This is a genomic window from Coprococcus sp. AF38-1, from assembly GCF_003603945.1.
GTDB lineage: Bacteria > Bacillota > Clostridia > Lachnospirales > Lachnospiraceae > Coprococcus > Coprococcus aceti.
The window spans coordinates 253,359-276,407 of sequence record NZ_QVGO01000005.1; the positions used below are offsets into that span (position 1 = coordinate 253,359).

The 23,049-nt window shown below is 43.4% G+C and carries 21 protein-coding genes and 1 tRNA gene; 1 reads left to right on the forward strand and 21 read right to left on the reverse strand.

What is annotated here, in order from left to right; genetic code table 11:
- Nucleotides 1–28: 28 nt before the first annotated feature.
- The 10 genes from DW025_RS09235 to ruvA all read right to left on the reverse strand — a co-directional run bounded on the left by DW025_RS09235 (nucleotide 29) and on the right by ruvA (nucleotide 9,317).
- A complete protein-coding gene (locus DW025_RS09235) occupies nucleotides 29–250 on the reverse strand; it encodes a hypothetical protein (protein ID WP_118649130.1) in 222 nt (73 codons plus the stop codon).
- Nucleotides 251–346: 96 nt separating this feature from the next.
- A tRNA-Leu gene (locus tag DW025_RS09240) sits at nucleotides 347–430 on the reverse strand.
- A 45-nt stretch (nucleotides 431–475) separates the two neighbouring features.
- Entirely contained in the window at nucleotides 476–1,330 is an 855-nt protein-coding gene (locus DW025_RS09245) for a class B sortase (RefSeq protein ID WP_118017575.1), read from the reverse strand.
- A gap of 63 nt (nucleotides 1,331–1,393) precedes the next feature.
- Complete coding sequence (locus DW025_RS09250; RefSeq protein WP_022216509.1) at nucleotides 1,394–1,846, reverse strand: NUDIX hydrolase; 453 nt, start codon at nucleotides 1,844–1,846, stop codon at nucleotides 1,394–1,396.
- Nucleotides 1,847–1,967: 121 nt separating this feature from the next.
- Nucleotides 1,968–3,419 (reverse strand): peptidoglycan D,D-transpeptidase FtsI family protein, encoded by a 1,452-nt coding sequence (locus tag DW025_RS09255; protein WP_071849453.1) that lies wholly within the window; start codon nucleotides 3,417–3,419, stop codon nucleotides 1,968–1,970.
- Nucleotides 3,400–4,899: an FtsW/RodA/SpoVE family cell cycle protein gene (locus DW025_RS09260; RefSeq protein WP_055144515.1), complete on the reverse strand. Its 1,500-nt coding sequence runs from the start codon at nucleotides 4,897–4,899 to the stop codon at nucleotides 3,400–3,402. The genes DW025_RS09255 and DW025_RS09260 overlap by 20 nt, the downstream gene beginning before the upstream one ends.
- Before the next feature lie 23 nt (nucleotides 4,900–4,922).
- Nucleotides 4,923–7,277 (reverse strand): peptidase U32 family protein, encoded by a 2,355-nt coding sequence (locus tag DW025_RS09265; RefSeq protein ID WP_119999644.1) that lies wholly within the window; start codon nucleotides 7,275–7,277, stop codon nucleotides 4,923–4,925.
- Nucleotides 7,267–7,668 carry a cell division protein ZapA gene (locus DW025_RS09270; RefSeq protein ID WP_015534892.1) on the reverse strand — a complete coding sequence of 134 codons (402 nt, stop codon included), beginning with the start codon at nucleotides 7,666–7,668 and terminating at the stop codon, nucleotides 7,267–7,269. The genes DW025_RS09265 and DW025_RS09270 overlap by 11 nt, the downstream gene beginning before the upstream one ends.
- 13 nt (nucleotides 7,669–7,681) lie before the next feature.
- Complete coding sequence (ruvB, locus tag DW025_RS09275; protein WP_022216513.1) at nucleotides 7,682–8,689, reverse strand: Holliday junction branch migration DNA helicase RuvB; 1,008 nt, start codon at nucleotides 8,687–8,689, stop codon at nucleotides 7,682–7,684.
- Nucleotides 8,690–8,714: 25 nt separating this feature from the next.
- Nucleotides 8,715–9,317 (reverse strand): Holliday junction branch migration protein RuvA, encoded by a 603-nt coding sequence (gene ruvA / locus DW025_RS09280; RefSeq protein ID WP_119999646.1) that lies wholly within the window; start codon nucleotides 9,315–9,317, stop codon nucleotides 8,715–8,717.
- A gap of 202 nt (nucleotides 9,318–9,519) precedes the next feature.
- On the opposite strand from ruvA, the gene DW025_RS09285 reads away from it, so the two are divergent.
- Nucleotides 9,520–10,578, forward strand: coding sequence for a ribonuclease H-like domain-containing protein (locus DW025_RS09285; RefSeq protein ID WP_119999648.1), 1,059 nt, complete (start codon nucleotides 9,520–9,522; stop codon nucleotides 10,576–10,578).
- Nucleotides 10,579–10,649: 71 nt separating this feature from the next.
- Here DW025_RS09285 and DW025_RS09290 read toward each other — a convergent pair whose 3' ends face one another.
- The 11 genes from DW025_RS09290 to folD form a co-directional block, all read right to left on the reverse strand.
- Nucleotides 10,650–12,599, reverse strand: coding sequence for a bifunctional 4-hydroxy-3-methylbut-2-enyl diphosphate reductase/30S ribosomal protein S1 (locus DW025_RS09290; protein WP_055222594.1), 1,950 nt, complete (start codon nucleotides 12,597–12,599; stop codon nucleotides 10,650–10,652).
- Nucleotides 12,600–12,615: 16 nt separating this feature from the next.
- A complete protein-coding gene (cmk, locus tag DW025_RS09295; RefSeq protein ID WP_022216517.1) occupies nucleotides 12,616–13,278 on the reverse strand; it encodes a (d)CMP kinase in 663 nt (220 codons plus the stop codon).
- 40 nt (nucleotides 13,279–13,318) lie between these two features.
- A complete protein-coding gene (locus tag DW025_RS09300) occupies nucleotides 13,319–14,578 on the reverse strand; it encodes an NAD(P)/FAD-dependent oxidoreductase (protein ID WP_119999650.1) in 1,260 nt (419 codons plus the stop codon).
- A 98-nt stretch (nucleotides 14,579–14,676) separates the two neighbouring features.
- Nucleotides 14,677–16,083, reverse strand: a complete 1,407-nt coding sequence (locus DW025_RS09305) for an oxaloacetate decarboxylase subunit alpha (protein ID WP_015534888.1) — start codon at nucleotides 16,081–16,083, stop codon at nucleotides 14,677–14,679.
- A gap of 41 nt (nucleotides 16,084–16,124) precedes the next feature.
- Entirely contained in the window at nucleotides 16,125–17,255 is a 1,131-nt protein-coding gene (locus DW025_RS09310) for a sodium ion-translocating decarboxylase subunit beta (RefSeq protein WP_055222592.1), read from the reverse strand.
- A 41-nt stretch (nucleotides 17,256–17,296) separates the two neighbouring features.
- Complete coding sequence (locus tag DW025_RS09315; protein ID WP_117548997.1) at nucleotides 17,297–17,665, reverse strand: biotin/lipoyl-containing protein; 369 nt, start codon at nucleotides 17,663–17,665, stop codon at nucleotides 17,297–17,299.
- A 19-nt stretch (nucleotides 17,666–17,684) separates the two neighbouring features.
- On the reverse strand, nucleotides 17,685–18,662 hold the full coding sequence (locus tag DW025_RS09320; RefSeq protein WP_117548998.1) for an OadG family protein: 978 nt from the start codon (nucleotides 18,660–18,662) through the stop codon (nucleotides 17,685–17,687).
- A gap of 15 nt (nucleotides 18,663–18,677) precedes the next feature.
- A complete protein-coding gene (locus DW025_RS09325; protein ID WP_055273023.1) occupies nucleotides 18,678–20,093 on the reverse strand; it encodes an acyl-CoA carboxylase subunit beta in 1,416 nt (471 codons plus the stop codon).
- Nucleotides 20,094–20,333: 240 nt separating this feature from the next.
- Complete coding sequence (pgsA, locus tag DW025_RS09330; RefSeq protein ID WP_015534884.1) at nucleotides 20,334–20,858, reverse strand: CDP-diacylglycerol--glycerol-3-phosphate 3-phosphatidyltransferase; 525 nt, start codon at nucleotides 20,856–20,858, stop codon at nucleotides 20,334–20,336.
- A complete protein-coding gene (rimO, locus tag DW025_RS09335) occupies nucleotides 20,855–22,168 on the reverse strand; it encodes a 30S ribosomal protein S12 methylthiotransferase RimO (RefSeq protein ID WP_119999652.1) in 1,314 nt (437 codons plus the stop codon). The genes pgsA and rimO overlap by 4 nt, the downstream gene beginning before the upstream one ends.
- Before the next feature lie 28 nt (nucleotides 22,169–22,196).
- On the reverse strand, nucleotides 22,197–23,039 hold the full coding sequence (gene folD / locus DW025_RS09340) for a bifunctional methylenetetrahydrofolate dehydrogenase/methenyltetrahydrofolate cyclohydrolase FolD (protein ID WP_117549001.1): 843 nt from the start codon (nucleotides 23,037–23,039) through the stop codon (nucleotides 22,197–22,199).
- Nucleotides 23,040–23,049 lie beyond the last annotated feature (10 nt).

Consider the following 23,049-nt stretch of genomic DNA (forward strand, 5'->3'; position numbering starts at 1 on the left):
TATGTCATTATGACATACTGACATACTGTCAGTGATGATATCCCACCATACGTCTCTTGTAATCATCCACTTTATCCCTCAGTTTGGTGTAGTCCTTTTCCTTGAGCTGCCCCTCCTCATTAAGCTTCGTAACCAGCTCATCAAGTTCCTTCAAGGCTTTATGCGCCAGATCCTTGTAATTGTTCGCCAGATTCATATCCAACTCATTCACAGCCGAATTCACCTGCTGTTTTACCTTTCTACTCATCATAATATATCACCGCCCATTCATTTCAAGATCTTATTCCCACGTATACCAAAAGAGCCTGAAACCCTTGATTCTACTCAGGTTTCAGGCTCAATATAATGCCGGCTGCGGGACTTGAACCCGCACGATGTTGCCACCAACAGATTTTGAGTCTGCCTCGTCTGCCAATTCCGACAAGCCGGCGCTTGCGACATTTGTTATATTAACACATGCCCCATTTAGTGTCAACTACTTATCATCCCCTGTTATCCTTCGCGCAACCACGACAAATCTGCCATCCTCAGTGTGTGAAGCGCATGTTGAAAGTGTGATGAGTTCATCACCGTACTCAGCCGTAACACCGCTGTCATATGATGTGTTTGACTTGACAAAATCAATATATTCATCAAATTCCGCCTTATCCGCAGCGTTAAAGAACTCATAATAATGATAGTGCTCCGTGTCATCGTCAGGATATATCTCCGATCGGAATGCACCGATGACCTCGTATGTTCCGGTCCCATACAACGTGTCAAACTTGATATTCTTATGCTTCTTATAAAAGCTCTCGTCCTCATACTGAAGCAGCTCTCTGAACATTATTCCCGACTTCATGTTATGTCCGTATATGAGAACATTGTCCGTTCTGTCATCAAACGGTCTGCAGTTCGTATCTATGAACGGTGTACCCGGATCACTCCAGTTCTTATCAAAGTCCAGATGCAGATAATAATCGTTGTCATCGGGAGTGTACATGACCGGATAATCTATGGTCGTGCCATCGATCGTGAGCCATCCTGCAATATCACTGTTCTTCTCGTATAACTTCTCGAATTTCTTGAGTATCTTCTTCTCGCCATTGTCCTTACTTTTATCCGAGACCTCCACCGTAACCTTTTCGGTATCATCCCCATCGGTATCGAGCATTCCTTTAAGATCATTGAAGTTATTCTGCGCATTCTTCGCAATATAATAATACCTTCCAAGATACGCACCGCTCCCAACTGCTATAAGTAAAAAAACGACCAGCAGTATGTCCAAAACTATATCCTTTGCTGTTCTCTTTTTCTTTTGTTTTGATCTGTCTGCATTATTTCTGTTCATGTCTTACCCTCAAAAGAAAACTAAAAAGGCTTCTGTACCTGCATACAGAAGTCCTTTTGTTGATTAATAATACTTCTTGTTTCCCCACAGATTCTTTTTCTTAAGATCAACATACTCTGAATATGCCTGTTCAAGTATCTGCTTCTCGTTAGGAAATTTCAGAAGGTGGTAGGCTTCATGGTATTTGTAGTAACCGGAATCCACGAAATACTCTTCTCTCTGTGGCTTGCTGTAATAGCTGTCAGACATCATGAGATACCAATGAACATCCTTATTTACCACATCAAATGCCGTGTTAAAAGTGTAATTGCTCTTTCCCACGTATTTGATTATAGATGCGCTTACACCTGTCTCCTCTTTCACTTCTCGCAAGGCGGTCTCATCGTGCTCCTCGCCCTTTTCAACAGTTCCCTTGGGGAGAACCCATCCTTCGTATTTGTTCTTGTAATTCTTATACAACAACAATACTTTTCCTCTGAAGATTACCACCCCTCCACAGCTTGTTGCTTCTATCACTGCAATTCCTCCTGTTTCTTCCGGGTGTGTAATTAAAACTTGAAGTCAGTATATCATATGTCAAATTATTTTTAAAGTAAATATGATCACGTATTAAGGGCATACGCATCATTTTGTGCAATTATTTCACATAATTATAGTATGCGTCAAAGAGCTGTCTGGCAATATACTTTGCTGAAGCTCCAGTTGAGCTTGCATTCTCAACTATGACACATACGACAATATCCGGATCATCAACATTTGAGAATCCAACAAACCACGAATGTGAATCCATGTTGTCGTTGAACTCCGCAGTACCTGTCTTTCCGGCTATGGTATATGAGCAATCTGCAAATGCATCCGATGCCGTACCATATGATGTTACGCCAAGCATCAGATCCTTCAGAAGTCTTGCGTCAGATGCAGATATGATCTTACCGTAGGTGTTCGGCTTGAATGTCTTTACAAGATTGCCATCGCATGTCTCTATCCTGTCGATGAGATATGGGGACATCATGACTCCTCCGTTTGCTATGGTGCTCATGATCATGGCACTGTGCAGAGGTGTTATAAGTGTGTCGCCCTGTCCTATGGCTGTCTGCGGTATCTCCGAATCATCTGAGGTTGCATTTAACTCGAATACTGATTTTCTGTAATATCCGTCATAAGGAAGATCCTTGTTAAACAGGAACTTCTCACACAGATCCTTGTACGACTGCTTGTTGAGCTTCATTCCTATATTGGCAAATGAAGTGTTACAAGATTTCGCCAGTGAGTCCGCCAGATCCACAGTTCCATGAACCGCATAATCTGAGCAGTGTATCTGTACTCCGTCAAATATATCCTCGCCCTCGCACTCATACGAATATTTCTGATAATTGCTGTTCTCATGAATATACTCCAGAGCCGTGAGTACCTTGAAGGTTGAACCAGGTGGATACAGACCCTGTGTTGCACGATTCAACAGATAAGAGCTGTCAGAATCCTGTGAATCCTCTATCACACTGTCTATATAGTTCGGATCAAAATCAGGCTTTGAGACCATGGCAAGGATCTTTCCAGTATCCGGTTCCATAACCACAACAGCGCCGTCATTATATCCCAGTGCATCGTAAGCCGTGCTCTGCAGCGTGGTATTCAGTGTACTTATGACATTGTTTCCCAGACTCTTCTCATTCCTGAGCTTGTTGTATGTCTGCGTGATTATGTTCTGGTTTGATGTCAGGAGATAGTACGCGGAGCTCATCTCAAGTCCCGCCTGTCCGTTGCTGTCATATCCGACAACATGTGCGAACACATTGGAATATGGATAATTTCTGTACTCGTTTCCATCATCATCCGTCAATGTCTCCGCAAGGACATTTCCATCGCTGGATATGATGCTTCCCTTCTTTATCTTCTCCGCATAGAGAGACTGTCTCCCATTGTATGAATTGGCGATGAATGTTCTTGAATCCCTCACCATAAACACGATAATATATGCAAACATACAGATAAAGATTATGACAACAAAATATGTTATAACCAGAACAGGCACATTCTTTTTGTCATTTGTCTTCTTGTCCAGAATGTCACTATTCTCCCCAGAATTCATCTGAGTTCGTCTCTTTCCTGTCGTATCCTGTCTTTGCTTTGCGCTGGACTGGCTTTTTCTGTTTGCGTTGTTTTTCACCGCTGTTTGACTGACCCCTGACCGCAACTGGGGTCTCTGTCCACTCTTCCCTGCTGATACTTTCCTGTCTGACATTTTTATCAACTCCACTGTTCTCTAATACACATATACCCTGAATTATTCCAAATATAATGAGTGTGCTGACAACCGAACTCACTCCATAGCTCACAAGCGGCAGCGTCACACCCGTAGATGGTATGAACTTCACAACACCGCCAACGTTCAGGAATATCTGGAATATGAAGCATATTGTAAAACCAAAGGCTACATTCTTATAAAAAGCATCTCTTATCTTCATCGATATATTGATGAAATATATGAAGCAGCTCAGATACATAAGAAGCAGGCAGAGTCCAAATATAACTCCAAGCTCCTCACATATCGCAGCAAATATAAAATCACTGGACACGACCGGTATCGATGTCGGAAGTCCCTGGCACAGACCCGTTCCCTCGAATCCGCCCGAGCCTATCGCAAACAGACTCTGTGCAACCTGATATCCACTTCCATCTATATATTCGATCGGGTTAAGCCATGCATCGATTCTCATGGTGACATGGCTGAAATGATTCTTCAAAAGCATATATCCAACCACAGCAAGAACCGAACCTCCGAGGCCTCCGCCTATAAGTATGCTGTGCTTACCAGTGGCAAGGTACAGCATCATGACAAATACCATGAAGAAGATCACCGCACCACCGAGATCCGTCTCAGCCACCAGAACCAGCATGAAAAGTCCTGCTACACAGATCGTTTTCATCATATCCTTAAAGTTCTTTGCCTTTTCAAATGAGCTGGCAAGGAAGAATACGAATATGATCTTGACGATCTCCATAGGCTGCATCGATATTCCGCCTATGCTTATCCAGTTGTTTGAACCATATTTATCAACTCCCACATGCGGGATGAACACCGTGCACAGGAAGCCTATACCAAACACCGCATAGAATATATTCCATTTCTTTATCTGCGGGAACTTTACCACGAACAACGGCACAAATGCCGTCACCACCAACATGATCGTGGCAAATATAAACTGCTTCTTCGCCAGATCAAAATCAAGTCTTGTCAGCATGACATAACCTATGAGAAGAAGGAATGACATATTGTTCGTTATAAGTCTCGATGAGCCCTTATAAATGGCATGATATGAAACCATATATGTTATGGATACTATCATCTGTAGCAGATAAAATATAAGTATGCTCTTCTTCTCATAATGCAGATATAATGTCAGATAGCAAAGAAAATGTATCATGAACACATAAAATATCTGCACATTAAGCGCCCGCCGTTTCTTATCGGCAGGCACAGGCTTTAAAACCGTAAAGCATTTTACGGTGTATAAAACCATAAAAAATATGATCAAATACTTCGCTATCTCCGTTACTATTGTTATCATGTTTCCACCTTTATCAAAAAGTCTTAATCGATTCCTTTGTAATAATGTCCCCTGGTATACTGATCTACAGACATGGATACTGCTTTTTTCCCTGACATGGCAAGCTCCAGACTGTCCATTATATCCTTTACTTTATTAGTATCCTCAATAGTAAATTCAATATAACAGTCTTTATCTGAAATACCGGTTTCAGCCAGTCTGTCTATCATATTTGTAGGAACACCATTATATATAATGTTATAGCAGTGCGCACAGTCATTTCTGACATAGAATCTGTTTCCCCTGTCATCCGTCAGGACATTCCGGGACATCTTCCTTGAGGCACAGCCGTTCATGTAATTGCCTGCTATACAGTTTGCAGTGATCATAACCTTCTGATGACCATAGAGCTTTATGAGTGTATCATATGAAAGACCATGTATCTCATCAAGTGTGAGCTCGTTTGAGCACATAAAGCACACATCACCCATAATCTCTCTATAGAAATCAAACGCATTATCATTATACGCATAGAGACTGGCATCTGCGATCACGAGTCCCTTATAGTCCAACTTCTTTAGAATTCCCAGCTCGTCATAATTTCTGATCATCACACCGTCAAATGAACCAAGTTCACCGGAAAGACCTGAATATCTGTCAAGCTCTTTCTGCCGCAATACCTCAGGCAGAGCAAGGATCACTCTGAATCCGGCCTGCTTCAATTCATCTGCATATTTTCTGACATTATAATCTACTATTACATTGCTGACCCATTTATAATTCTTAACAATATTTACATGGTCAGCGTCCGACACTCCAACTGTAACACCGTGAACAGTGTTGTTTTTCACATTTTCAAGAGGTCTTTCAGCGCCAGGCAGGCCAGTTCTTACTGCACCGCCATCCCGCCTGTAACTCTGTGAGATCTGCAGTCCAAGCTGTTCAAGTGCCTCCCGCCTCAGGTTGTTCACTGCGCTTATCTGTACAAACAGGTTGTCAGATACATCAGCAGTTATATCCCCGAGCACATAATCTGTACCGCCTGTCTTTTTGATCTTGTCAACTATCTGTGACTCTGTGACAGGCTTGTTAAGTGCCTGTGTACACACAGGCCCCTCGACTGAGACAGAACACTTTCCTTCTACAGTTGAAAGCTTAAGCTCTAATGGCTGATCCGCATACGCACTGACATGTGCAGCGAGCTCTATCTTCCTGTCGGCATTTATTATATTATTCTGTATATCTTCCAGAAGCTTACCGTTTCTTGTACGGTATACATCATTGAACTTTGCAATGCTCCTGAATGACTTCGCCTTAAGTCTGACATTCTTTCCCGCTTTTGCCGCCACATTGCATGTGAGCTCCACATCACCATTTCTGCCTCTTATCTCAAGGACATCGCCTGCGGATACATTCTCGTCAAGTTTTATATCCACATATGGCTTTTCTACTGCATTCACACGCCCAACCTTAATTCCTGTGTGGTTCGGTCTGCTGTTCGCAAGCATCTTTTTGCCATTGGATGTGTAATAATAACCTGAGCAGAATCCGCCCCTGTTATATATGTCGAAAAGCTTCTTCTCCTGCTCCTCTGCCAGTTTCTCCACTGATTCGCCCGCCAGATAAGCATCTCTGACCTCACGGTACGCAGTCACGGTTGCAGCCACATACTCTGGCTTTTTCATTCTTCCCTCTATCTTGAAAGAATCAATTCCCGCATCTATGAGCCTGCTCAGACTCTTCAACATGCACATATCCTTCAGGCTGAGCATATACTCATTTACATCATTTGAGGTATACTGCTTTCTGCACGGCTGGGCACACCTTCCCCTGTTACCGCTTCTTCCTCCGGCAAAGCTGCTCATCAGGCACCTTCCGGAATAGCTGTAACACATCGCTCCGTGGACAAATGTCTCCACCTCTATATCAACATTTTTCTTGATCTCTGTGATTTCTGACAATGACAATTCTCTCGATGGCACAAATCTGGTCATGCCTATGCTTTTCAGAAACGCAGCGCCCTGTGAACTGGACACGCTGAGCTGTGTACTTCCGTGCAGTGGAAGGTCTGGAAACGACTTGCCCAGAACGGAGACAACTCCCATATCCTGTACAATTATCCCATCCACGCCCTGCCTGTAATAAGGCTCCACATATGATGGGAGCCTTTGTATCTCTTCATTCTTAAGCAGTGTGTTGATCGCCATATAGACCTTCACTCCGAATCTGTGACAATAGTCTATGGTATCAAGCAATTCTTTTTCATCAAAATTACCGGCAAATGCCCGGGCACTGAACATACTGCCTCCAAGATATACCGCGTCTGCATATGCATTGACTGCAGCTTTCACCGCCTCCGTGTTGCCCGCCGGTGCCAAAATTTCAGTCTTATTTAACATTTTTCTCCGCTTCAAGTTTTATGATCTGTCTCTGAAGTTCACTTATCTTCTCTTTGTATTCCTCTATCATCTTCTGTGCAGACTCATACTTTATCTGCACCTCGATAACCTCATGTCTCAGATCATATATCTGCTTATCCTTGTCGTCATCCTCGGTGAGCATCTGATTGACCTGATCCTTTGCCTTAAAGTAGTCATCGGCTATATTCAGTGCAAGCAGAACATTCTGATACTCTGCGTTAAATCTTCTGTACGCCTCAGATGACTGACATTCTGCTATCTTGCCATTGATATATGTCGCCACATTCTGGAGATAGTCCTCGCTCTCCTGGCCGCTCAATGTATATACTTTATTGTTGATTACCACCTTGATATCATTCTTCTGTGCCATATCCCATTCTCCTTTACTTATCCTTTATAAATGCATCCAGTCCAAAATGTCTGTAACATAGATCAGTGACAACTCTTCCCCGGGGAGTTCTGTTTATGAATCCATTCATTATGAAATACGGCTCATACACATCCTCTATCGTGCCCGGATCCTCACCAACGGCAGCCGCCAGTGTATCCAGACCGACAGGCCCTCCTGCAAATTTCTCTATCATTGTCATTAATATATTTCTATCATTCACGTCCAGTCCCATGGAATCGACCTGAAGCTTGTCCAGAGCGGCCTTAGCAACATCGTGATCTATATGGCCGTCATGACACACCTCAGCATAATCCCTGCAGCGCTTGAGAAGCCTGTTCGCAAGTCTCGGTGTACCTCTTGATCTTCTTGCGATCTCAAGTGCACCCTCCTCGTCTATGTCAACTCCAAGAACCTCCGCTGACCTCATCACTATCTCTCTCAGATCGTCATGGGTATAAAATTCCAGCTTGTCCACCATTCCAAATCTGTCCCTTAGGGGAGCCGACAACATTCCGACCCTCGTCGTTGCACCTATCAGGGTAAATCTTGGCAGATCAAGTCTGATCGACCTTGCACCTGCGCCCTTGCCTATCACAACATCTATTGCGTAATCCTCCATAGCCGGATAGAGCACCTCCTCAACCTGTGTGCTGAGTCTGTGTATCTCATCGATAAACAAAATGTCGTTGTCCGACAGATTGTTGAGTATCGCGGCAAGCTCACCGGGCTTTTCTATGGCAGGTCCCGAGGTGATCTTGATATTTACCCCCATCTCATTTGCCACAATGGTCGACAGCGTCGTCTTACCAAGTCCCGGCGGTCCATACAGAAGCAGATGATCCAGTGGCTCATTTCTCTTCTTCGCCGCCTCTATGAATATGTGCAGATTATCCTTGACCTTTTTCTGTCCAATATACTCCGACAGATACTGAGGTCTGAGATTATATTCACTTTTCTGTTCTTCTATGTCCAAGCTTTCTGTTGAAATAATTCTGCCCATTTTTTCTACCTATCTGATCAATATTCTATATCATAAATCTGAGTGCCGCCTTAAGGAGCTGCTCCTCATCCATATCCGCCGAACCATCTACACGCGAAACAGCACGTCCCGCCTCAACACCTGAATATCCAAGTGCTGTGAGAGCCGATATGACATTTGTTCTCACATCGCCTGCAGCGGTCTGCACAACAACCGAATCATTGTATGCTGCATCTATCATATCCTCCATGCTCAGCTTATCCTTGAGCTCCAGAATGATCCTCGAAGCGCCCTTTGCCCCGATTCCATTAGCCTTTGATATGACCTTTACATCCTCAGATATGACCGCAAGCCTGAGCTCGTTCACGGTGAGTGTTGACAGAAGAGACATGGCTACCTTTGGCCCCACACCGCTCACTCCCAGCAGTATCTTGAACACATTGAGTTCATCTGCGTTCTCAAAGCCAAACAGACTTATCTCATCCTCGCGTATATACATGTATGTGCTTACTTTTATCTCTGAATGTACCGGTGGAAGCTTCTCCATAAACTTTCCGGATACCATGAGCTGATACCCTATTCCACCACACTCGATCACTATATAATTGTCACCCTTTATTTCAAGTGCTCCTCGAATATATGAAATCATCCGTTAACTTTTCCTGTCCTGTAATATATGACGGTATCTCAAAATCGCATAGAAACCGACACTAAATCTTCGTAATTATATCATATTATTTATCAATTGTGAATATATGTTTGCTTTTTTGAAAAACGACAGCTACTATATATATTGCAGAACAATGCATGTTCTATAATGTACCTTACGCAAGGAACCAAAAGGAGCCATTATGAAAATTTTTAAATATACTGAAGACATAAATGTAAATACAGCTCACATATCGGACGAGCTGTCGGATATACTCTATTTTGATATAGAAACAACCGGCCTCAGCGCCAAACGTTCGGATCTCTATCTGATCGGATGTTCATATTTCTCAGACAGTGCATTTCGCACCCAGTTGATATTCAATGACAACGGAACTTCAGAGCCTGAAATGCTGTCCCATTTTGAACAGATCCTAAAGAATCACAAAATACTGGTGTCATACAACGGCGATACCTTTGACATCCCCTACTTGCTGAAAAAGATGGAGCAATTCGACGTGGACACTACGCTTGACAATATACAGAGCGTGGATATATATAGAACAACCAGAAAATACAAAAAGCTTCTGCGTCTAGACTCGGCTAAGCAGTTTGACATAGAGCATCTGATTGACTTCCAGAGAAATACTTTTATATCAGGAGGCGATCTTATATCCGCCTACAAGCATTATCTGAGTTCTCACGACGAATCTCTGCTTGACGATATGCTCACCCATAACCATGACGATATAAGAGGGCTTATATCTATATCTGAATTTGTGAATATCCCTCATATTCCTGATGACTTTCAGATAGATGATATATCCGATACCATCGATTCAATAACATACAACTGTTCCATTCCAAAGCTTCCATGCCGCATAACGGAATCCCTGAATGGAATTCTTGTAAATGCATGTGACACACATATGCATGTGGTCGTTCCAAAGACCCGGGACACCGAAATGAAATACTTCTTCAAGGACTACAAAAATTATTACTATCTACCTATGGAGCACATGGCCATACACAAATCAATGGCGGCTTATGTGGACGATGCCCACAAGGAAAAAGCGACAAAGGACAATGCTTTCACCACCAAGACCGGCAGCTTCATACCCTGTCCACCAGGATTTCACGGAGAGATATTCTATGATACAGATCTTAAAGGAAACCGTTTTCTTTCGGACAGCACCGAATTACACGAAAAATGTGAGCAATCCCACGCCTATATCCTTGCAGTCCTGAACAAACTATTCTGATATAAATATTCTGGCATAAAAAAACCGTAGTCATTATCGACTACGGTTTTCTTAACTGTCTATATATCAGATTACTCCTCTGTGTCCTCTGCTACATCATCTGTATACTCTGGAGCTGGAAGTAATTCCTTTACGCTGAGACTGATCTTCTTGTCATCTGCATTGCACTCAACAACAACTGCCTCAACCTCATCGCCTACCTTGTATACATCCTCTGGCTTGTTAACATGCTCATATGAGATCTGTGATACATGGAGAAGTGCGTCAACACCTGGCTCAAGCTCGATAAATGCACCGAAATCAGCCATTCTTGCTACCTTACCTGTAACTACTGTTCCAGGAGCATACTTCTCTGCTGCGTTAAGCCATGGGTTTGTATCATCAAACTTAAGGCTGAGAGCAATCTTCTCGCCGTCAATGTTCTTGATGAATGCCTTAACAGTATCACCAACCTTGAGAACTGACTTAGGATCGTCAACTCTTCCCCATGACATCTCTGAGATGTGAAGAAGTCCGTCTGCTCCACCGAGATCTATGAATGCACCGAAGCTTGTAACGTTCTTTACAACACCCTCAACTATCATTCCAACTTCTATTCTATCAAACAGAGCCTTTGCAGCCTCTGCCTTTCTTGCTGCAACGATCTGCTTTCTGTTACCAATTATTCTTCTCTTCTTTGGCTGGTACTCTGTGAGTACAAACTCGATATCCTGATCAAGGTACTTGTCAAGATTCTTCTCATATGTATCTGAAACAAGACTAGCAGGGATAAATACTCTTGTCTCATCGTACATAACGTTAAGTCCACCGCTTACAACCTGAACAACCTTACCTGTAAGGATCTCTCCTGACTCAAGAGCAGCCTCAAGCTTCTCATTAGCCTTCTCTGCAGCAACTCTCTTGTATGAGAGAAGAACTGATCCCTCGCCATCGTTTGTCTTAACAACCTTGGCTGTTATCGGATCATCAACATGTACAAGCTCTGTCAGATCTGCATTAGGTGTGTTGGTATACTCGCTTCTAGGAATAATACCATCTGACTTGTAGCTGATGTCTACCAGAATCTCATCAGGCTTAACATCGATAACTCTACCTTCTACTATCTCTCCTGTCTTGATTGAGACTCTGCTCTCATCATTCTTTAATAATTCTTCAAAATTCATCTCGTCCATCCTACCATGAACCTCCTTAATAATTTTGTTTGGGGTAGATGCCCCAGCTGTAATACCTACCCTACTAACGGATTCAAAAGTAGTCAAATCCAAATCAACGAGTGTCTGTATATAGTAAGTATTCTCACATTCTTTTTTACTAATCTCATATAACTTCTGAGTATTAGAGCTGTTCCGACCACCTATAACAATCATGGCATCTACCTTTGATGCAATCTCCTGCGCCTCCCTTTGACGCACAGACGTAGCATTACAGATCGTCTTATAAGCAGTAACATTATACAATTTATTTCGAATAATATCAACAATATAATTAAATTTTCTGTAATTAAAAGTTGTCTGACTAACTATCGATATATTATCCGCTGTTTTGACCTCTCCGTCAATATATTTTCTTACAAAAGCCTCAGCCTCCTCCTCGGAACCTATGACTACCGGAGGCTCTACACACCAGCCCACGATTCCTTTCACCTCGGGATGGCTTGAGTCGCCTATGATGACGACTGTATTTCCTTTCTGTCCTTCCTCGCGCACTATGTTGTGTATCTTCTTGACAAATGGACAGGTCGCATCTATCACCGTATTCCCACCAGCCTCCAGAATGTCATATATCCTTTTCTCAGCGCCATGGGATCTGATTATGACCTTGCTGTCTTTTATCTCAAGCAATTCGTCATCACTGTCGATCACCTGCACTCCGTGCTTTGTAAGATCACCAACCACCTCTTCATTGTGTATTATCTGACCATAAGTATACACATTTTCCTCGTCAGCATGTTCGTATGCTGTATCCACCGCACGCTGAACGCCAAAGCAGAATCCGGCACTCTTTGCAAGTAATATCTCCATATCTAAACCACCTGTATTACATTCTCTCTCTTGCAAGTCCGACTATAGTGTCTGTAACCTGCTCTATCGTCATATCTGAGCTGTCGATAAGAACCGCGTCATCAGCCCTCTTTAAAGGAGCTGTTTTTCTCTCCATATCCTGCTTATCCCTCTGGATTATATCCTGCTCTATCTTCTCTATATCAATATTCTCAGCGCCCTTTGCGACAAGCTCGTCATATCTTCTTTTGGCCCTCACTGCCGAAGAGGCGGTAAGGTATACCTTGAGCTCTGCTGAAGGAAGTATATTTGTTCCTATATCCCTTCCATCCATGACAACATCATTTGAAGCAGCGAGATCCCGCTGGAGTGACAGAAGCTTTTCCCTGACGCATGGAAGTGCAGATGCCTTTGAAGCCATATTACCAGCAGCCTCAGTTCTCAGCTTTCCTGTTACATTCTCGCCGTTAAGGTAGACCTGCTGTGCTCCATCCTCATATTTTATTTCCACGGAAATGTCCGCTATGCTTTTCTCCACCAGGTCTTCATCGCTGGCAGATATATCGCTTTCTGTGAGATATACAGCCACCGCCCTGTACATGGCACCTGTATCCACATATATAAAACCAAGCTCGCCTGCCGCCTTTTTTGCTATCGTGCTTTTGCCTGCACCTGCAGGTCCATCTATTGCTATATTCATATCTTCGTCTCCCTGTAATTAAATTGACTGTCGTCCACGCCTATTGTAAACTCTCGGAAGCAGAAAGTCCAGCCAGATATCCAGTCGACCACGCCACCTGCAGGTTAAATCCACCTGTCAGCGCATCGATATCCAGCAGTTCTCCGGCAAAATACACGCCCCCCACAAGCTTAGACTCCATGGTGGAAGGATTTACCTCTTTTACGCTCACTCCGCCTCTTGTGATTATAGCCTCATCATATCCCCGAAGCCCCACAAATGTAAGTCTGAATTCCTTCAGCACATCTATAAGTCTCTGTCTTTCTTCCCTGGTCACTGAGTTGACCTTCTTATACGGATCGATACCGGATCTCTCCACAACCACATCTATCATCTTGATCGGAAGCAGATCTCCAAGAGAATTCTTGAAGTCTTTGTTTGCATATTTCTTGAAATCCTTGAGGAGTCTGGAATCAAGCATATCTCTGTCCATAGCCGGCTTCAGATCTATGTACATGTCTATATCTTTTCCAATATACCTGTGTATATATGCGGAGGCCTTGATCACCAGCGGCCCACTTATGCCAAAGTGGGTAAACAGCATCTCCCCCTGTTCGTCAAATATTTTCTTCTTTCCACTGCTTATGTGAAGTGCCACGTTTTTAAGCGACAGTCCCATCATCATGGAGCAGCATTTCTCTTCTATCTCAAACGGAACCAGTGATGGACTTAACGGCTTTATCGTATGACCCATATGTTCTGCCAGTCTGTATCCGTCTCCGGTAGATCCCGTGAGTGGATACGATCTTCCGCCGGTACAAATTATAACAGCATCACAGTATATCCTGTCATTGCCTGTCCCGCCGTTATCTCCTGATACGTCAACACTCTTTATCCTGCCATCCTCTATATTGATTCCTGTAACCTTCGTATTCAAATACAGACTTATATTTTTATTTCTGTTTATAAGAGTTTTGAATGCTCCTATAACGTCTGAAGAATGATCGCTTGTCGGGAACACTCTTCCTCCGCGTTCTATCTTGAGCGGACATCCGGTCTTCTCCAGATAGTCCATTATCATATTGTTGTCAAATGTATAAAAGGAGCTGTACATAAACTTGCTGTTCGTGACCACTGAATTAAAAAATCCGTCAGCGTCACATGCATTTGTCACATTACAACGTCCCTTACCTGTTATAAATAACTTTTTTCCGATCCTGTCATTCTTTTCAATGAGAATGACCTTATTCTTCTGTGCCGCTGTCAGTGCAGCCATTACCCCTGCAGCTCCTGCTCCTATAACCACTATTTTCCCTGTCATATTATCTCCATATATTAAACAAAAGGACAGAGACTCCGCTCGCGGAGCTCCGTCCCTTTTTATGATCATTTATATAGCTGACCTTATAAATTCAGTTATTAAACTGGATAAGCTGTGCTGTCCTTGTCAGCAAGTGTGACATCGACCTTCTTATCCTGTGCCTCTCTGTACTTGAAGAAGTCAGTTGCAACCTGTGGGAACAGTGCATATGTGAGTACATCCTCATCCTGCTTCTTGTACTGGATCATCTCCTTCTCAATCTTGTCGAGCTCGTTCTCAAGAAGATCTGCTGGACGACATGTGATCTGCTTCTCATCGCCGATAACCTTCTTCTTAACCTCTGGATCAACAGGCTTTACTGACTGACCATACTCGCCACGTACAAGTGCCTTTGACTCCTTTGTACACATCTTGTATCTCTCGCCTGTTACAACGTTGAGAACTGCCTGTGTGCCAACGATCTGGCTTGAAGGAGTAACAAGTGGTGGCTCACCATAGTCCTTACGAACTCTTGGAACCTCCTCAAGAACGGCCTCAAACTTATCCTCAGCACCCATCTCCTTGAGCTGTGATACGAGGTTTGAAAGCATTCCACCAGGTACCTGGTAGAGAAGTGTCTTAACGTTAACGCCAAGAACCTTTGGATTTAAGAGACCGCTTGCGATCCACTCTTCTCTGAGTGGTCTGAAGTAGTCTGCTATCTCAGCCAGAAGCTTCTGATCCAGACCTGGATCAAACTCTGTTCCCTCAAATGTCTTGGCCATAACCTCTGTTGCAGGCTGTGATGTACCAAGCGCAAGAGGTGAGATTGCTGTATCGATGACATCACATCCAGCCTCTACAGCCTTGAGGTATGTCATTGAAGCTACACCTGATGTGTAATGTGTATGAAGCTGAATTGGAAGGCTTGAACCATCCTTGAGTGCCTGTACAAGCTCTGTAGCCTTATTTGGAACAAGAAGTCCGGCCATATCCTTGATACAGATTGAATCTGCTCCCATATCCTCGATTCTCTTTGCCATATCCTTCCAGTAATCCAGAGTATATGCATCACCGAGTGTATATGAAAGAGCTACCTGGGCATGTCCACCCTCTTTATTACAAGCCTTAACTGATGTCTGAAGGTTTCTAAGATCGTTCAGACAGTCAAATATTCTGATGATATCAATACCATTTGCGATTGACTTCTGTACGAAATACTCTACAACATCATCTGCATAATGACGGTATCCGAGGATATTCTGTCCTCTGAAGAGCATCTGCAGCTTTGTATTCTTGAATCCATCTCTGAGCTTTCTGAGTCTCTCCCATGGATCCTCCTTAAGAAATCTGAGTGATGCATCAAATGTTGCACCGCCCCAGCACTCTACTGAATGATAACCAACCTTATCCATCTTGTCGATGATAGGAAGCATCTGCTCGGTTGTCATACGAGTAGCTATAAGTGACTGATGCGCATCACGCAGTACAGTTTCCGTAATCTTTATCGGTTTCTTATCTGCCATTTTATCGTCCTCCTATATAATTTCATTGCCTAAATTCTTAATTAAATTCCAAATATTGCAAGGAATGTACCAGCTGCTACGGCTGTACCGATAACACCTGCAACATTTGGTCCCATAGCATTCATCAGAAGGAAGTTTGTAGGATCATACTGTGCTCCAACCTTCTGTGATACTCTGGCTGCCATTGGAACGGCTGATACACCAGCAGAACCGATAAGCGGATTAACCTTGCCCTTTGTCGCCCAGCACATGAGCTTACCGAAGAGAACTCCGGCTGCTGTACCAACTGCGAATGCGACAAGACCAAGGAATACTATCTTAAGTGTACTCATCTTAAGGAATGCCTCTGCACTTGTAGAAGCACCTACTGAAGTACCAAGTAAGATAACTACGATATACATAAGAGCGTTTGAAGCTGTCTCTGTGAGCTGCTTAACAACGCCGCACTCTCTGAAGAGGTTACCAAGCATCAGCATACCTACAAGTGGTGCTGTTGTTGGAAGTATAAGAACTACCACAAGTGTAACGATGATAGGGAAAAGGATCTTCTCGATCTTGGTTACAGGTCTGAGCTGTGGCATTCTAACAAGTCTCTCCTTCTTTGTTGTGAGAGCCTTCATGATAGGTGGCTGTATAACAGGTACAAGTGACATATATGAATATGCCGCAACTGCTATAGGTCCGAGAAGTGTTCCACCCATGCCGAGCTTACCGGCAAGGTAGATAGATGTAGGACCATCTGCACCACCGATGATCGATATAGCCGCAGCCTCTTTGCCGTTGAATCCCATAAGGAATGCAAGGAAGTAAGCTGTATAGATACCGAACTGAGCTGCAGCGCCGAGCAGGAAACTCTTCGGGTTCGCGATAAGCGGACCAAAGTCTGTCATGGCACCTACGCCCATGAATATAAGTGAAGGTAAGATACTCCACTCATCAAGCAGGTAAAAATAATGTAACAAGCCGCCCTCTGCCATAATATCTGGGAACATGTTTACAAGAAACATACCAAATGAGATAGGGACAAGAAGAAGTGGCTCAAAACCCTTTCCGATCGCAAGATACATGAAAGCAAACGCTATAAGGATCATAACGTAATTCTTCCAGTCAAGACTTGCAAAACCGGTCTGATTAGCTAAATTTGTCAAAACGTCAACTATTGTGCTGCCCATTTAGTTGTTTCCTCCTATAAGATTTATTCTAATTCAAGCAATTAGTTGAGTGTTGCAAGTGTGTCGCCTGACTCAACACTAGCGCCTACTGTAACATCTATGCTTGCGATAGTACCATCTTCCGGAGCAACAACTTCGTTTTCCATCTTCATAGCCTCAAGGATGAGGATTACCTGACCCTTCTTTACTGAATCGCCAACATTAGCCTTTACTGCAAGGATCTTACCAGGCATAGGTGATGAAACCTTAACGCTTCCTGCGCCGCCTGCTGCTGGTGCTGGTGCTGCAGGAGCTGCTGCTGGTGCAGGTGCTGCCACTGGAGCTGCTGCTACTGGAGCTGCGCCACCTGATAATTCTTCAACTGATACATCGTATGATGTGCCATTAACTGTGATTCTATAATTCTTCATAACAATTATCCTCCTATAATTATCTCTTATTCTTTTTTCTTGGTCTTACAACCAACTTATCGTTACTTGGATAGTTTACACGAACTCTTGTCTTTCCGCCCTGTGCCGCCATAACCGCTGCTGATATAACCGCAACAAGCTCTGAGTCGTTCATAACGCTCTCACCGGTCGCTGTGTTGACAATGTCTACTATTCCAGCTGGAGCAGGTGCGCTTCCTGCAGGAGTCTCATCCTCCTTGTCAACATTTAATGTTGCAACGCTTCCAAGAGCCTTCTTTGCCTTCTCAGCCTTTCTCTTCTCTCTTGTCTCCTTGTCCAAAAGAGCCGGAACATACTTGAGAAGTGAAATTATGAATGATATGAAGATAAGTGCTATAAACACGATACCCATACCTATGAGGGTATTTGCTCCCGCATCCTTCATCTTGTCCTTAAGTGTCTGATTAGCAGCAACTTCAAATTCGGAAATCTTGTATGGATAAACACCATTTGATGCAAGCATCTGATCAGCCTCTTCTTCTGAATACTGATTCTGAGCCATCACTGAATACTTCTGAAAATTGTAAGTTACCGAATTGTCTACAAATGTTGCCTTTACTATAGCTTCTTTTTCTGCACATTCTGCATATAATGTAACAACAACCTTGTCATCAACTTCTTGTATTGTTTTATCATCTTCATCTTCGAGATTGACCGGCTTAAACTGCTGGAATTTACCATAGTCAGACTCAATCGTTGAAAAAACCTTTAATGCATCAGCAGTCGTTTCATCTACCTGACCGCCATTTGCCTCTTCATCTACATAGAAATTATATACATCTTCAACCTGCGCAATCTGCATGTAATTCGTAGCCTGTGTTTCTGCTATCTGAACCAATGTGTTTCCGTCATAGTCAAATTCTACTTTCTTGTCTGAAGACGAACATCCGGCAAGTGCAAATGTAACAGCTAACATAGAAACTATCAATAATAACTTTTTCTTTATTATCTTTTCCATTAAGTTGTCACTCCTTTATATTGTTCCATGCTTCTTGAATGGTCTGTCCTCACTCTTTGAAAAAAGCATATCGAGTGCTGCTATAACTCTCTTTCTTGTTGCATCAGGCTCGATAATGTCATCCACATATCCTCTTCTTGCTGCCGAGAGAGCTCCTGAAAGCGCCTCTGTGTACTCTGCCTTCTTATCATTGATATAAGCAAGCTTGTCACCGGCTGCTGCGATCTCATCTTCATACATGATCTTTACAGCCATCTCTGGATCCATTGTTCCGATAACTGACTTAGGCCAAGCAAATACAACATCAGCTCCGATAGCCTTTGAACACATAACTGTGTAGGCTGTACCATATGCCTTGTCAAGCATAACAGTTACCTTTGGCACTGTTGCGTTGGCATAAGCGTAAGTAAGCTTTGCAACAGCCTTTGAGATAGTCTTCTCTTCCTTTACAGTTGCTGCAAATCCCTTGATGTTTACAAGTGTGACAACTGGGATGTTGAATGAATCACAAAGCTTTACGAAATCCTCTGCCTTATATGCACCGGCTGTTGTCATGACATCCTTCTGGTTTCCGACAACACCGACTGTCTCACCGTTAAGTCTGATAAATGCAGTAACAACGTCATCTGCAAAATCCTTCTTGAGCTCGAATACAAACTCATCATCAGTGATATCTGCTATAACAGCCTTCACATCCCCTGCCTTTGTAGCAAGATCTGGAATGATTCTGTTCACATCATCCTCACATACTGCGCAGTCGCCATCATCCTCATTGTTTGATGGAAGAAGACCTACCATAGTTCTCACTGCACCGAGAAGCTCTGCCTCTGTGTCGTATACTGCGTCAACATTTGCTGTGTTCTCTGCAACATAATCTGCTGCTGCAGTGTCAAGCTTCTCTGCACGGTTCTCATCCAGTGCATTTGGACTGTTAACAAAGAGCTTAGCTCCTTCCTTAGTCATGAATGTTACGTCTGTGAGATTAGGTATAAGTGCTGCACCACCACCGCATGTACCAAATATAGCTGTGATCTGTGGTATTACACCTGATGCAAGAGTCTGCTTCATGAATACCTCTCCAAATGCATTAAGAGCATCTGTAGCCTCCTGAAGTCTGAGTCCGGCACAATCGATCAGCCCGATAACAGGTGCACCCATCTTCATTGCCATGTCGTAAAGGTTTGCGATCTTCTTGGCATGCATCTCGCCTATAGAACCGCCGAGCACCTTTGCATCCTGGCTGTAAACATAAACTAAATTGCCATCGATCACTCCATAACCGGTTATTACACCGTCTTTTGGAGTATCCTTGTCCTGAATGTTGAAATCTGTATTTCTAGCAGTTACATATGCGCCGATTTCAACAAAACTTGAGTCATCAAGTAACATTGAAATTCTGTCACTTGCTGACAAGCTTGGTGTGTTGCTCATTTTTAGCCCTCCGTTTAATTTATTTTAGGACTATATATAGTCCAATTTTCGCCGAGTATAATTGTAAAGCCTTTGTCGTCATATTTCAAGTAAAATCGAAAAAACCACCAAAGGTTTATCGGCGTTGTAAGCGATTATTTTTCAAAATAAAACAGGGAATCTGTGTAAAATATACCCTCAAACAAAAGTATACCCCAAATTCCCCGTTGAATTATAAAATCTGTTTTATTTTTTACTGTTTTAGTCCTTGAGGACTTCTCTGTTGTGATACAGATAATCTCCAAGAGATATAAGTGTCAGTGCAAGTGCAAGGTAGATGAGCACCTGATCAAAGATGTAGAACACCTTGAGATCAGCTATCAGAAATCCTACCATGATCATCTGAACCGTTGTCTTGATCTTTCCCCACCATCCGGCAGCAATAACAATTCCCTTTTCTGCCGCAATAAGTCTGAATCCGCTTATTATGAAATCACGCGCTATGATCACTATAACGATCCATGCCGGGATCCTGTTCAGATCCGACAGTGCTATGAGTGCCGAACATACCAGCAGCTTATCTGCCAGAGGATCCATGAATTTTCCAAAATTGGTGACCAGATTGTATTTTCTTGCAATCTTTCCGTCAAGCATATCTGTAAGTGATGCGGCTATGAATATTCCAAGTGCCACCCACTTCGACCATCCCGGTGACATATATAAAAACACGAGAAAGAATGGAATCATTATAGCTCTTAGTATTGTCAATTTGTTTGGTAAATTCATTCTACTATCACTCCTGTCAAGTCATATTCATTTGCCTCGGTTATCTTCACATCCACAAATGAACCGGATATCAATTCATATGGTGCGCTGACGAACACTATTCCGTCAACCCCCGGAGCATCTCTGTAGGTTCTTCCCACATATACATCATCGTCGACCAGATATCCCTCAATGAGAACCTTCTGGGTGCTTCCGATCATCTGCTGGTTCTTCTCATAGGAAATCTCCTGCTGAAGCTCCATGATCTCATCGCGCCACTTTACAGCCAGCTCTCCATCCACCTGATCCTCGTACTCCGCAGCCGGAGTGCCCTCCTCAGGCGAATAAGTGAATACTCCAAGCCTGTCAAACTCGCACTCGTCAACAAAGTCGACCAGACCATCGTGCAGTTCCTGTGTCTCACCTGGGAAACCAGATATGAGCGTGGTTCTGATGGCTATATCCGGCATGGCTGTCCTCAGTCTGCCGACAAGCTCCACAATGTCCTCCCTGCTGGTTCTTCTGCCCATTCTCTTAAGTATCGCATTCTCAGAATGCTGGATAGGTATATCGACATAATGGCAGATCTTCGGATTCGTGGCCATAACCTCTATTAGTTTATCTGTTATCTCCTCCGGATAACAGTACAGAAGTCTTATCCACTCTATGCCTTCTATATCACTGAGTTTTGTGAGAAGCTCTGGAAGCTTCTTCTCACCATACAGATCAACTCCGTACAGCGTAGTCTCCTGTGCCACAAGGACAAGCTCCTTTATACCATCAGACGCAAGCTTTTCAGCGGATGCGATCAGGCTGTCCATCGGCATGCTTCTGTATCTGCCTCGTATGTGAGGTATTATACAATAAGTGCACAGTTTATTACAACCTTCTGCGATCTTAAAATACGCCATCGACGCATTTGTCGTTACTATTCTCTCGGCAATCGGCCTTGGAGTATAATTTATATCATCTACGATCGACTCCTCGTCGGTTCCTATTGCCTCAACTATCTTATCGTAATTGGTCGCACCAATAATGACATCGATCTCCGGAAGCTCCTTCATTATCTCGTCCTTGTATCTCTGGGACAGACATCCCGCAACGATAAGCTTTTTTAGTTTTCCGGTTTTCTTCAGTTCTCCCATCTCGATGATGGTGTTGATGCTTTCCTCTTTCGCATCGCTGATGAACGCACAGGTATTTACAACTACTACATCTGCCTCTGTCTCATCATTTGTAAGCTGGTGGCCGGCTTTGTTCAGCAAACCGAGCATGACCTCGCTGTCCACCAGATTTTTATCACAGCCTAGTGATATGAGTAATACTTTCATCTGTTCTCCAATAATTTTGCACTTGTTCTTAGTTTATATTTATTGATTCCACGCAGTTTGACATGAGCATGGCTATGGTCATAGGGCCGACTCCGCCAGGTACAGGAGTTATCGCTCCGGCAACCTCCTTGGCTGATTCAAAATCCACATCACCGCAGAGCTTATTATTCTCATTCCTGTGGATTCCCACATCTATAACTGTTGCGCCTTCCTTGATGTAAGATGCATCGATCATTTCTGGCTTTCCTATTGCCACCACGAGTATATCAGCACGTCTGCACACTTCCTTGAGATTCTTTGTTCTGGAATGGCACACGGTTACGGTTCCGTTCTCGCGGAGCAGCAGCATGCTCATAGGCTTGCCTACTATATTGCTTCTGCCGAGTACCACGCACTCCTTACCCTCTATCTCTATTCCTGATCTCTTGATGAGCTGGATAACTCCGGCTGGTGTACATGACACAAAGCCCGGCTGTCCTATGCTGAGCGCACCAACACTCATCGGATGGAAGCCGTCCACATCCTTCTTTGGAGATATGGTCTTTATGACCTTATCCTCATCTATATGCTTTGGAAGCGGGAGCTGTACAAGTATTCCGTTCACCTTATCGTCAGAATTGAGCTTCTCTATAAGTGCAAGAAGCTCCTCCTCAGTTGTCTCCTCTGGGAGCTCGTATGACAGTGAACCTATTCCTATATACTCACATGCCTTCTTCTTGTTGCCAACATATACTGATGAAGCAGGATCATTGCCGACCTGAATAACAGCAAGGCATATCTCTACACCCTCTGCCTTAAGCCCTGCAACCTTCTCCTTGAGCTCATCCTTTATCTGTTTTGATATAACCTTACCATCTATAAGCTTATACATTTATCTGTCC

Coding starts and splice junctions, on each gene's coding strand:
- DW025_RS09235 (WP_118649130.1), bottom strand. CDS start 250: ATGATGAGTAGAAAGGTAAAACAGCAGGTGAATTCGGCTGTGAATGAG.
- DW025_RS09245 (WP_118017575.1), bottom strand. CDS start 1,330: ATGAACAGAAATAATGCAGACAGATCAAAACAAAAGAAAAAGAGAACA.
- DW025_RS09255 (WP_071849453.1), bottom strand. CDS start 3,419: ATGAATTCTGGGGAGAATAGTGACATTCTGGACAAGAAGACAAATGAC.
- DW025_RS09260 (WP_055144515.1), bottom strand. CDS start 4,899: ATGATAACAATAGTAACGGAGATAGCGAAGTATTTGATCATATTTTTT.
- DW025_RS09265 (WP_119999644.1), bottom strand. CDS start 7,277: ATGTTAAATAAGACTGAAATTTTGGCACCGGCGGGCAACACGGAGGCG.
- DW025_RS09270 (WP_015534892.1), bottom strand. CDS start 7,668: ATGGCACAGAAGAATGATATCAAGGTGGTAATCAACAATAAAGTATAT.
- ruvB (WP_022216513.1), bottom strand. CDS start 8,689: ATGGGCAGAATTATTTCAACAGAAAGCTTGGACATAGAAGAACAGAAA.
- ruvA (WP_119999646.1), bottom strand. CDS start 9,317: ATGATTTCATATATTCGAGGAGCACTTGAAATAAAGGGTGACAATTAT.
- DW025_RS09285 (WP_119999648.1), top strand. CDS start 9,520: ATGAAAATTTTTAAATATACTGAAGACATAAATGTAAATACAGCTCAC.
- DW025_RS09290 (WP_055222594.1), bottom strand. CDS start 12,599: ATGGAGATATTACTTGCAAAGAGTGCCGGATTCTGCTTTGGCGTTCAG.
- cmk (WP_022216517.1), bottom strand. CDS start 13,278: ATGAATATAGCAATAGATGGACCTGCAGGTGCAGGCAAAAGCACGATA.
- DW025_RS09300 (WP_119999650.1), bottom strand. CDS start 14,578: ATGACAGGGAAAATAGTGGTTATAGGAGCAGGAGCTGCAGGGGTAATG.
- DW025_RS09305 (WP_015534888.1), bottom strand. CDS start 16,083: ATGGCAGATAAGAAACCGATAAAGATTACGGAAACTGTACTGCGTGAT.
- DW025_RS09310 (WP_055222592.1), bottom strand. CDS start 17,255: ATGGGCAGCACAATAGTTGACGTTTTGACAAATTTAGCTAATCAGACC.
- DW025_RS09315 (WP_117548997.1), bottom strand. CDS start 17,665: ATGAAGAATTATAGAATCACAGTTAATGGCACATCATACGATGTATCA.
- DW025_RS09320 (WP_117548998.1), bottom strand. CDS start 18,662: ATGGAAAAGATAATAAAGAAAAAGTTATTATTGATAGTTTCTATGTTA.
- DW025_RS09325 (WP_055273023.1), bottom strand. CDS start 20,093: ATGAGCAACACACCAAGCTTGTCAGCAAGTGACAGAATTTCAATGTTA.
- pgsA (WP_015534884.1), bottom strand. CDS start 20,858: ATGAATTTACCAAACAAATTGACAATACTAAGAGCTATAATGATTCCA.
- rimO (WP_119999652.1), bottom strand. CDS start 22,168: ATGAAAGTATTACTCATATCACTAGGCTGTGATAAAAATCTGGTGGAC.
- folD (WP_117549001.1), bottom strand. CDS start 23,039: ATGTATAAGCTTATAGATGGTAAGGTTATATCAAAACAGATAAAGGAT.